7 protein-coding genes are annotated in these 11,573 nt (G+C 40.1%); 1 reads left to right on the top strand and 6 read right to left on the bottom strand.

Annotated elements, in window-relative coordinates:
- Positions 1 to 113: 113 nt before the first annotated feature.
- The 3 genes from QMQ21_RS01380 to gyrA all read right to left on the bottom strand — a co-directional run bounded on the left by QMQ21_RS01380 (position 114) and on the right by gyrA (position 4,265).
- On the bottom strand, positions 114 to 911 hold the full coding sequence (locus QMQ21_RS01380; RefSeq protein WP_000254773.1) for a formate/nitrite transporter family protein: 798 nt from the start codon (positions 909 to 911) through the stop codon (positions 114 to 116).
- A 142-nt stretch (positions 912 to 1,053) separates the two neighbouring features.
- Positions 1,054 to 1,797, bottom strand: a complete 744-nt coding sequence (locus tag QMQ21_RS01385) for a class A sortase (RefSeq protein WP_261813777.1) — start codon at positions 1,795 to 1,797, stop codon at positions 1,054 to 1,056.
- Positions 1,797 to 4,265 carry a DNA gyrase subunit A gene (gene gyrA / locus QMQ21_RS01390; protein WP_261813778.1) on the bottom strand — a complete coding sequence of 823 codons (2,469 nt, stop codon included), beginning with the start codon at positions 4,263 to 4,265 and terminating at the stop codon, positions 1,797 to 1,799. Before gyrA ends, QMQ21_RS01385 begins: the two co-directional genes overlap by 1 nt.
- 194 nt (positions 4,266 to 4,459) lie before the next feature.
- Between gyrA and QMQ21_RS01395 the strand changes: the two genes are divergently transcribed.
- Positions 4,460 to 5,446, top strand: coding sequence for an L-lactate dehydrogenase (locus QMQ21_RS01395; RefSeq protein WP_049516666.1), 987 nt, complete (start codon positions 4,460 to 4,462; stop codon positions 5,444 to 5,446).
- 316 nt (positions 5,447 to 5,762) lie between these two features.
- On the opposite strand, the gene pyk is transcribed toward QMQ21_RS01395, so the two are convergent.
- From pyk to QMQ21_RS01410, 3 genes are all read right to left on the bottom strand, one after another.
- Positions 5,763 to 7,268 carry a pyruvate kinase gene (gene pyk / locus QMQ21_RS01400; protein WP_020902894.1) on the bottom strand — a complete coding sequence of 502 codons (1,506 nt, stop codon included), beginning with the start codon at positions 7,266 to 7,268 and terminating at the stop codon, positions 5,763 to 5,765.
- A gap of 58 nt (positions 7,269 to 7,326) precedes the next feature.
- Positions 7,327 to 8,334 carry a 6-phosphofructokinase gene (gene pfkA, locus QMQ21_RS01405; RefSeq protein WP_000820863.1) on the bottom strand — a complete coding sequence of 336 codons (1,008 nt, stop codon included), beginning with the start codon at positions 8,332 to 8,334 and terminating at the stop codon, positions 7,327 to 7,329.
- A gap of 81 nt (positions 8,335 to 8,415) precedes the next feature.
- Entirely contained in the window at positions 8,416 to 11,517 is a 3,102-nt protein-coding gene (locus tag QMQ21_RS01410; protein WP_261813779.1) for a DNA polymerase III subunit alpha, read from the bottom strand.
- Between the last annotated feature and the right edge of the window lie 56 nt (positions 11,518 to 11,573).

Genomic DNA, 11,573 nt, shown 5'->3' on the forward strand with positions numbered 1-11,573 from the left:
GTAGCACCTTAAGGTATAGTTTACAAATATCAGTTTTCTATATTTTGATATAGTAAATAACTATTACCTTATTTTAAAAATGAAAAAAGCACGAATCAATCGTGCTCATTTTCTTAATCTACATAAGTATCTTCATTTTTATTGAGGAAGGCATATGGAAGACCCATCAAGAGGCCTCCTCCGATAAAGTTTCCAATGAAGGTTACACCCCAGTGACGAAGCATATTTCCAACACCGAAGTTAGCAATTGAATCCGCAGCAACACTGAATTTTACAATCGCGAAAGAAGCAAAGTTCGCAGCAATGTGCTCGTTTGTTAAGAATACAAACATGTAAATCGCCGACAACACAAGCCAAAGTTTGGCGCCACCATCTTTGACCAAAACAAATGAAAGAATCGCAATATTTACGAAAATATTTGCCAAAATCGCCTCAAGCAAGATTAATTCATTTGAACGGCCTAACTTCATCTCAACAACCCCTGAGATGAAACTATCGTGAGTCAGATGTGCATAGGCTGCTGAGTGGGCAAAGCCCCAACCTGCTATCAAAGCCCCGATAAGGTTGAACAAGGTACAGTAAAGTAAAATCTCAGCTGTTTTTCTCCAAGAGATTTTTTTCAAGAAACTACCAGCAGTCAAGAACATCATGTTTGATGTTACCAACTCGGCATTCAAGAAAACAATGTAGGCCAAGCCCCAAGCAAAGACAAATGGGAAGAGGAAACGTCCACTACCTGGTGCAATTTTATTAATCAAGTCAGCTCCAACTGCACCAGCAGCAGTACTGAAGGTTAAAAATGCACCTGCAAACATAGAACGAATCGCATACTTAAATTTGCTTTGACTATAAAGACTTTCTTTCTTCTTGCAAGCAAATTCAATCTTTGAGATAAATTCTGAAGAAACCATAATAAACTCCTAAAAATTTTTTACCTGATAATTATATCACAAACTTTCAATATTAGGAAGCGTTTTCTGTATTTCATAACAGTTTATTTTGAAATTCAATCTATAAAAAATCAGTAAAACCTAAGATTTTACTGATTTATCTTTAATAACGTTGTTTATATGGTTGATTGAAAGCTGTTAGAATTTCTTCAGGGGTTTGTGAATAGTCTTTTGTATCTTTCAGGTCACCTTTTACGATGATACGTTCTGTCGCATCATAGTCCACGCAGGTTACAAGTGTGATTTCATTAACACCAGTACGGTCATCAATCTCGTCAACTCGATCTGGAGTCACATGCTTCACTTCACGGATTTCATAGGTATAAACTTTATCCTTATCAGTTAGGTAAATTTTCATCCCATTTTTAGCGCGTGATAATGGAGAAAAGAGCATTTGGCTGGCGTTTTCCGCTGTGAAGATGTGATGGCTCGCAAGCGAATAGTTTCCTTTCCCCATCACTTGATCACGCTTCATTGTACCCGCACCATAGAAGAGATTAACATTATCCAGTCCCTTAAAAATAGGCAAGTTAATTTCTACTTCAGGAACAGCGATTCCACCGATAACTGGCAATTTTTGCGAATCCCATTGTGAGGATAAGACAGCTTCCGACGAGATGGCTTTTACGGAATCAAAGTCAAAATTCCCTTCTGTATCTTGATTTTCTTCCAATTTTTCTTTTGATACCTGGCTGACTTGGTATTTATTGGTATTCCAAACCATGAACATATCACGAATTTTTGAATTGAAAATCAAAGCCACTGACAAGATGATTAAAAACCCTGCCAAGAAATTGATTAGTAAATTTTTACGGTTTGTTTTCTTTTTGTTCTTTTTATGAGACATTATGCTTCACCTTCTGTTTCGTTTTCTGTCCCAACTTCTTCTTTTTCTGCAGCTGCAACCGTAGTAAAGGTTACAATTTTAGCATCTTGATCCAGGCGCATCACTTTAACTCCCATAGTTGAGCGACCTGTTTGTGAAATATTGGCAACGTTGGTTCGAATCATGACACCAGTATCAGTGATAATCATCAAATCTTCATCGCCTTTAACGGTCATAAGACCAGCAAGAGAACCGTTCTTTTTTGTAATCTTAGCGGTTTGCATCCCTTTACCACCACGACCTTTAGTTGGATATTCGGTCGCAACTGTGCGCTTACCATACCCCTTTTCTGTGATGATAAGGACCTCGTCCTGGTCTGTAATCACACTAGCACCAACAACTGTATCTCCGTCACGAAGGTTAACACCTTTCACACCAGTGGCGATACGACTCATACCACGAACAGCTGATTGATTAAAGCGAACTGAATAACCAAACTTGGTACCAATGATAATATCCGTGTCCTCTTCTGTCAGCAAGACATTAATCAACTCATCTTCATCCTTGAGGTTTAAAGCCTTAAGTCCATTTTGACGAATGTTAGCAAATTCCTTAACTCTGGTTCTCTTCACAATACCATGACGGGTTGTGAAGAAGAGGTAAGCATCATCGCTGCGTTCAGATTCAACATTGATGATGGTCTGAATACTTTCACCTTCATCCAATTTCAAAAGATTGACAATTGGCAATCCCTTAGCAGTACGGCCATATTCAGGAATTTCATAGCCTTTCAGGCGATAGACCCGTCCTTTATTTGTAAAGAAGAGTAGGTGATCATGGGTACTAGTTGACACTAACTCACGAACAAAATCGTCATCCTTAACACCTGTACCTTGAACACCACGCCCCCCACGTTTTTGAGCAGTAAACTCAGCTTGGTCCAGACGTTTGATGTATCCTTTGTTAGAAAGAGTGATCAAGACATCAGCTTCTTCAATTAGATCCTCATCTTCAAGACTCAAGACTTCACCGACCATCAATTCCGTACGACGTTGGTCTCCAAACTTACGCTTGACTTCATCTAATTCATCCTTGATAATTTGAGAAACACGTTCTGGCTTAGCAAGAATATCTGCTAAATCTGCAATCAGAGCCAATAAGTCATCATACTCTGACTGAATCTTATCACGTTCCAAACCTGTCAAACGGCGAAGACGCATATCAAGAATGGCTTGACTTTGACGTTCAGAAAGCTTAAACTTGCTCATCAACTCAGCTTGTGCTTCCGCATCCGTTTCACTAGCACGGATGATACGAATCACTTCGTCGATATGGTCTAGCGCAATCAAGAGACCTTCTAAGATATGAGCACGCGCTTCTGCTTTTTCCTTATCAAAACGTGTCCGACGAACAACCACTTCTTTTTGGTGCTCAATATAAGCATCCAAAATCTGACGAAGGGACAAAATCTTCGGTACACCATTTTGGATAGCAAGCATATTGAAACCAAAGTTGGTTTGCATCTGGGTCATCTTGAAAAGGTTATTAAGAATAACATTGGCCGAGGCATCACGTTTGACCTCGATTACGAAACGAACCCCTTCACGGTTTGACTCATCACGGACTGCTGTGATGCCCTCAATGCGTTTTTCCTGAACCAAACGAACAATATGCTCATGCACCTTTGTTTTATTGACCATATAAGGAAATTCTGTTACAACAATACGCTCACGGCCAGTCTCAGTTTCTTCAATTTCAGTACGTGAACGGAGGACAATAGAACCTTTACCTGTTTCATAAGCCTTATGAATACCTGATTTCCCCATAACAAGAGCACCAGTTGGAAAATCTGGCCCAGGCAAGACTTCCATCAAGTCCTTAGTGGTCACTTCAGGATTGTCCATGACCAACTTCACTGCATCAATGGTTTCACCAAGGTTATGAGGTGGAATATTGGTTGCCATCCCAACCGCAATACCAGTTGCTCCATTAACCAAAAGATTAGGAAAACGTGCTGGCAAGACCAAGGGTTCACGTTCATTGGCATCATAGTTATCAACGAAATCAACTGTATTTTTGTTAATATCACGAAGCATTTCCAGAGCAATCTTGCTCATACGTGCCTCAGTGTAACGCTGGGCGGCAGCACCATCACCGTCCATGGAACCAAAGTTCCCATGACCATCTACAAGCATGTAACGGTAACTCCACCATTGAGCCATACGGACCATGGCTTCATAGATAGAGGAATCCCCGTGTGGGTGATATTTACCCATGACATCCCCTGTAATACGAGCAGATTTTTTATGAGGTTTGTCTGGAGTAACACCCAATTCATTCATTCCGTAGAGAATCCGACGGTGAACAGGTTTTAAGCCATCTCGAACATCAGGAAGGGCCCGCGCTACGATAACACTCATGGCGTAGTCGATAAAGCTCGTCTTCATCTCCTTTGTCAGATTGACATTCACTAAATTTCTATCCTGCATTAATAAATGCCTCATTTCACTATTAGTAATTAACTATATTATACCATAATGTCCGCCATATTTCAGGTATCTAAAATCGCTAAAACGTTTACATCAAGAACTGCAAAGCATATCCGTGACAAAGCTTTTTAAAAGTGATAAAATTGAAATAACTGGGGAAATCCCTGAATAAAATTAAGGAGATGTTTAGAATAATGACTTCAACTAAACAACACAAAAAAGTTATCCTTGTCGGTGATGGTGCTGTAGGTTCTTCTTACGCTTTTGCACTTGTTAACCAAGGAATTGCACAAGAGCTTGGAATTATCGAAATTCCACAATTGCATGAAAAAGCTGTTGGTGACGCGCTTGACCTTAGTCACGCCCTTGCCTTCACTTCACCTAAAAAAATCTATGCAGCTCAATACTCTGACTGTGCAGACGCTGACCTTGTTGTAATCACTGCAGGTGCGCCTCAAAAACCAGGTGAAACTCGTCTTGACCTTGTAGGTAAAAACCTTGCTATCAACAAATCAATCGTAACTCAAGTTGTTGAATCAGGTTTCAAAGGTATCTTCCTTGTTGCTGCTAACCCAGTTGACGTCTTGACTTACTCAACTTGGAAATTCTCTGGTTTCCCTAAAGAACGTGTTATCGGTTCAGGTACTTCACTTGACTCAGCTCGTTTCCGTCAAGCACTTGCTGAAAAATTGGACGTTGATGCTCGTTCAGTTCACGCCTACATCATGGGTGAACACGGTGACTCAGAATTCGCTGTTTGGTCACACGCAAACATCGCTGGTGTAAACCTTGAAGAATTCCTTAAAGACACTCAAAATGTTCAAGAAGCTGAATTGATTGAATTGTTCGAAGGTGTTCGTGATGCAGCTTACACAATCATCAACAAAAAAGGTGCAACATACTACGGTATCGCAGTAGCCCTTGCTCGTATCACAAAAGCAATCCTTGACGATGAAAATGCAGTACTTCCACTTTCTGTATTCCAAGAAGGTCAATATGGTGTTAAAGACGTATTTATCGGTCAACCAGCTGTTGTTGGTGCACACGGAATTGTTCGTCCAGTAAACATTCCATTGAACGATGCAGAAACTCAAAAAATGCAAGCATCTGCTAAAGAATTGCAAGCTATTATTGACGAAGCATGGAAAAATCCAGAATTCCAAGCAGCTTCTAAAAACTAATTTAGATAGAAATAACTCCTTGAGTCATCAGGGAGTTATTTTTTATCTGTATTTGAACTAAACATTTTATGAAGTATACGTAAAAAACAACATAACTTTAAAAGCTATCGTGTCACAGTTTGGGCATAAATCCGAAAACTACCAATTAGATCTATCCTCACGTTACAAAAAGTCTGTAGCAAGCAGTATTTGACGAACTTGATACCGTCGCATTAAATCGAAAGTAAAAAGTTTTGCCCCATTTGTGCTCCATAGACAAAAAAGAGCCCATCATACAGGCTAGAAAGCTTGATATGATAGGCTTTTTAATGTTAGATTAACGTACTGTACGGATACGCATTGTGTTTGTACGAACAGCTTCTCCAACTGGTACACCAGCTACGATAACGATATCGTCACCAGATTGTACAAGTCCTGCTTCAACTGCTTTACGTTCAGCGATTTCGAACATATCGTCAGTTGATGATGGAGCATCTGTCAACATTGGGATAACACCCCAGTTCAACATCAATCCACGTTCTGTCAATTCGTCGAATGTCAATGCCAAGATGTCAGCATTTGGACGGTATTTAGAGATCAAACGTGCAGTGTGACCTGTCTTAGTAAGAGTTACAACCAATTTGATATCCATTGAGTTAGTAGCATCTTTAACAGCTGAAGCCATTACTTCTGTCTTAGAGTTACGTTCAAATGAATCTGAGTTCAAACGACCGTATTCGTTAAGAAGAGTTTGAGCGTTCTTGTCGATTGTAGCCATTGTAGTTACTGACTCAAGTGGGTATTTACCATTTGCAGACTCACCTGAAAGCATTGTTGCGTCAGTTCCATCGATAACAGCGTTAAATACGTCTGATACTTCTGAACGAGTTGCACGTGGTTTTTCAGTCATTGTTTCAAGCATGTTTGTTGCAGTGATAACAACTTTACCTGCAGCATTGACTTTAGTGATGATCATTTTTTGGTAAACTGGAACCATTTCGAATGGTACTTCGATACCCATGTCACCACGAGCAATCATGATACCATCAGCAGCTTCGATGATTTCATCCAAGTTATCGATACCTTGTTGGTTTTCGATTTTAGCGAACAATTGAACATGTCCATTTCCAGTTTCTTCACAGATTGCACGAACTTCGTTAACGTCTTTAGCAGTACGTACGAATGAAATCGCGATGAAGTTGATACCTTGTTCAAGACCGAAGCGGATATCATCGTTATCACGATCAGCAAGAGCTGGGAAAGGAATTTTAGTGTTAGGGATGTTAACACCTTTTTGTTTAGCAATTACGCCATCGTTTTCAACTTCAACTTCAAATTCACGAGTTGCATCATCTTTAGCAACCACACGAAGACCAAGTTTACCATCGTCAACCAAAACTTGACGACCAACTTCAACATCATCATAGATATCAAGAGCACCAGCAACGTTCAATGCAATCACATCACGAGTTGATTTGATTCCTTGTTTAGTTGCAACACGGATTTTCTCACCAGTTTTGTATGAATACTCTTTAGCTTCACCTTCGAACAATTCTGTACGGATTTCTGGTCCTTTTGTATCAAGAAGGAAACCAACTTTTTTACCTGCAAGTTTTTCTGCAAGTTTAACAGTTGCCATACGCTCACCTTGTTCTTGGTGGTCACCGTGTGAGAAGTTGAAACGGAATGTGTTAGCACCAGCTTCAATCAATTTGGCAATGTTTTTAGCTGAAGCTTCAACATCAAGTTTTTCACCCCAGTATCCGTCATCACCAAATTTTTTACCACCACGGATTTCTACCGCAGGTCCCAAAGTTGCAACGATTTTTACACGTTTATTCATGATTTTTGTGACTCCTTTATATATATGACCTTTTTGGTCTTATTAACTAAATTATAAATTATGACAAGCTCTTATTCAAGCTAGATAGCTCAAGGTCAGCCTTGTGTGGGTTGTTAACCACAATCTTACCATCTGCAGTAAGGCTAAACAATGCTCCTTCTTCTGCAGTTCCAAGAATTGGATTTTCAACCATTTTCTCGTTACGGATACCAACCGCAACACCACCGATACCTTCTTTAAGAAGTTTAACAGCATGGGCACCCATACGTGACGCCAAAACACGGTCACGCGCAGTTGGAGAACCACCACGTTGAATATGTCCAAGTTCTGTCACACGAAGGTCGCTTGTATCCCCAGCTTCTTTTAGTTTTTGACCAAATTCAGCTGCTGACATAACACCTTCTGCCAAGACGATGATATTGTGTTTTTTACCACACTCATAACCGCATTTAATGCTTTCAACGATATCTTCAATCTTGAATCCTTCTTCAGGAATGATGATTTCATCAGCACCAGTTGCAATACCAGCCCAAAGAGCGATATCACCAGCGTTACGTCCCATAACTTCGATAACAAATGTACGACGGTGACTTGATGATGTATCACGAATCTTATCGATAGCGTCCATAGCAGTCGTAACTGCTGTGTCAAAACCGATTGTAAAGTCAGTACCAACGATATCGTTATCGATTGTACCTGGAAGACCGATAGCTGGGAAGCCATGCTCAGTCAAACGCATAGCACCGTGGTAAGATCCGTCACCACCAATAACAACTACACCTTCAATCCCGTGTTTTTTCAATTGCTCAATCCCTTTAAGTTGCCCTTCAAGTTGAGCGAACTCTGGGTAGCGAGCTGAGTGAAGGAAAGTACCACCACGAGAAATGATGTCCCCTACTGAAGCTGCATCTAGGGGATGAATTTCACCGGCAACCATACCAGCATATCCATCATAGATACCAAACACTTCCATTCCTTCTGAAATTGCTTGACGAACAACTGCACGGATGGCAGCGTTCATACCAGGGGCGTCTCCACCACTAGTCAAAACAGCAATACGTTTCATATTGGTTATGCTCCTTTTTCTTTTAACATTCTTACTGATTATACCACATTTACGTTGAAAATTCTTCTATTTTCCGTAATTTTAGCGATAAATCGTTTTCATAACTATTCCATTCAATTTCGCTTCTAATTCATCAGATTTAGCTACAAAATGATGGGGAGAAACAATTGTTCTCTGTTCCTCTTCATACCTGATAATGACTGGGATTGGGCCTTTATACTGGTCTAAAATACGTGACATTTCTTGATCCGAGTCATGATTTTTCACCTGAATCCAAAAGCGCTCAGCCACTGCTTCTCTTATTTCTTGTGCAATCATTTGCAGACGACCGTCACGTGACTGGACTTTCCCTTTAATATAGTAGAAGGCTCCTTCTCTTACTTCCTGAGCAACCTGTCGATATAAATCTGAAAAGAGGGTAACATCCAATTTTTTCTTACTGTCATCCACCTGTAAGAAAGCCATATTTTCACCTTTTTTGGTACGAATTACTTTTATCTTCTGAACTTCAACCAAGATAATAGCATAGCTATTTTCTGACAAATTACTAATAGGAGTAATCGGATAAATAGCCTTACTTGCAATAGCTTGTAGAGGATGTTTGCTGACGCCTACTCCTAGGAGCTCTTGTTCCATGTAGAATTTTTCTTGCTCCGTCCAGTCCTCCGAATCTTGCCAACTATAGATAGTCTCTCCAAATAAGCTTCCTAATACTTTCACAAATTCAAATAGATTAACTAAATTATTGAATACTTTTTTACGATTTTTTTCAAATGAATCGAAAAGACCAACTTTTACCAAAGGTTCTAGCAGAGGAAGTTTCAGATAATTCTCAGGTAATTTAGCTATAAAATCTTCAATGTTAGAATAAGGTCTATGTTCGATAATCCAAAGCGCCAAATCCTTGCTGACTCCCTTAATCGATTTCAGACCTAGATAGATGGATTTGTTGGCAATTTTATCGTGATAGGGAATGGTGTTGATGGACAGAGGGGCTACTTCAAAGCCTGCTTCAAGTGCATCTGTTAAGTAATCACTGTTGGCAGAATTCAACATGACCTGATAAAATATAGCTGGATAATGCGTTTTAAAATAAGCCAACTGGAAGGCCAAGGCTGAGTAAGCATAGGCGTGAGATCGGTTAAACCCATAACCTGCAAACTTCTCCATGACATCAAAGACCTGCTCTGCCTTTTCCGCAGTATGGCCTGCTTTTAATGCCCCCTGAATAAAGGAAGCCCTCATCTCATGCATGGCAGAGGCATCCTTTTTCCCCATAGCTCGTCGCAAAATATCGGCTTTCCCAAGACTAAATCCGGCAAATCGCTGAGCAACCTGCATAACCTGCTCCTGATAGAGCATGATACCATAGGTTGGTGCCAAAATATCCTCCAGAGCTGGATCTAGAACAGTCACTTCTTCCTGCCCATGTTTTCTTGCCACAAAATTATTGATATAGTCACTAGCACCTGGTCGATTTAGGGAAGTAGTCGCTACGACATCTTCAAAGCAGACTGGTTGAACACGTTTAAGCAGGCGAATAGCGCCAGGTTGCTCAAATTGAAAGATCCCTTTAGTATTACCAGAAGCAAATAAAGCTAGCGTTTCTTTGTCTTCCAAATCGATTTCTTCTATTTTCAAGTGAATGCCTTCTGTTTCAGCAAGCAACTCTTGCATTTTCTGGACAAAGGTCAAATTTCGCAGTCCCAGAAAATCCATCTTTAAAAGTCCACTAGCTTCAACACCATGAGCATCGTACTGAGTCAATGGAATTTCATCACCATGCTTTAGAGGAATGTAGTCAGTCAAATCCTGGTCGCTAATCACAACACCAGCCGCATGGACTGAGGTTTGTCTTGGATAGCCCTCAATCTTACAAGCAATGTCAAAGGCTTTTTGGTATTCTAACTTACTATTGATTTGCTGACGAAACTGGAGGTTACCCTCATAAGCTGACTTGAGATTGTCCCGAAAACTGATTTTCTTAGTAATTGCAGATAATTCATACTCTGGCACACCAAAGCGTTTCAGGACATCACGTAAAGCTTGCTTAGCACCAAAAGTAGAAAAGGTAACGATTTGAGCAGCATGTTTACTGCCATATTTATTGCCAACATACCTGATAAAATCTGGACGATAAATATCAGGAATATCGATATCAATATCAGGCATAGTATAGCGTTCACGATTGAGAAAGCGTTCAAAAATCAGATTTTTCTCTACTGGGTCAATCCCTGTGATATCTAAGGCATAAGAAACCAAGCTGCCTACTGCAGAACCCCGTCCCATCCCCATATAATAGCCATTCGAACGTCCAAAACGCAATAAATCCCAAACAACCAAGAAATAATCATCAAAGCCCATATCATGAATAACAGCCAATTCTTGATCTAGACGGTCTTGATATTCTTTACCAGTTAACCCCTTCTGAGCAAGCCCCAATTCAGCACATTCTCTCAACTCTTCTACGGCTGGTCTAGCTGGATTAAAACGAGGCAATTTCAGACTAGTATCCAAGTCGTAAGAAATGCCTGAAATAAGCTTTTCTAAATTGTCCAAGGCTTGCGGAAAACGCTCTTGAAATAATTTCTCTAAAGAATTTGCTGATACAAAGACATCTTGTCGTGAACGCAAGGGAACTTCTCTAAGTGGTAGATTTTCTTTAATCGCTGTTAAGACTTGCAAAACTTCTCTATCCCTGCTTTCAAAGGCATTTACCCGATACAGTGGCAAAATAGGATGATGAAATTCGCTTACCAGTGTTTCTGGGTAAACCCCAATATAATAATCACAGCCTAGATTTAGCGACTCCAGTCCATCAAAATAAGGCACAATTACAGCAATATGCTCCAGGTACTGAGATAAAACTGACCAATTTTTCTCCCCCTGCATCTTGGCTGTTGAAAGCTTCATCAACTGCTGATAGCCTACACTAGATAGAGCTAAAAAGCGCAGATTCACTTCCTGCTCATCCACTAAAACAGTCATTTCAATCCCTAATAAAGGATGAATGCCGTATTTTTTTGTAACCTCTAGAAAGTCAAAAGCACCATAAAGATTATCGATATCCATCATAGCCAGATGAGTGTATCCGAATTCTTTAGCTGCTCTCACATACTTGTCGATCGAAATGACGCTCTCCATAAAACTATAGACTGTTTTTGTATCTAGTTGTGCGATCAATTTACACTTCTCCTCTATCGTTCTCACTATATTATACCATTTTCAAAAAAGAAAAG

This window comes from Streptococcus bouchesdurhonensis (assembly GCF_948472335.1).

Excerpts from the sequence above, each read along its gene's own strand:
- QMQ21_RS01380 (WP_000254773.1), bottom strand. The coding sequence starts at position 911 with ATGGTTTCTTCAGAATTTATCTCAAAGATTGAATTTGCTTGCAAGAAG.
- QMQ21_RS01385 (WP_261813777.1), bottom strand. The coding sequence starts at position 1,797 with ATGTCTCATAAAAAGAACAAAAAGAAAACAAACCGTAAAAATTTACTA.
- gyrA (WP_261813778.1), bottom strand. The coding sequence starts at position 4,265 with ATGCAGGATAGAAATTTAGTGAATGTCAATCTGACAAAGGAGATGAAG.
- QMQ21_RS01395 (WP_049516666.1), top strand. The coding sequence starts at position 4,460 with ATGACTTCAACTAAACAACACAAAAAAGTTATCCTTGTCGGTGATGGT.
- pyk (WP_020902894.1), bottom strand. The coding sequence starts at position 7,268 with ATGAATAAACGTGTAAAAATCGTTGCAACTTTGGGACCTGCGGTAGAA.
- pfkA (WP_000820863.1), bottom strand. The coding sequence starts at position 8,334 with ATGAAACGTATTGCTGTTTTGACTAGTGGTGGAGACGCCCCTGGTATG.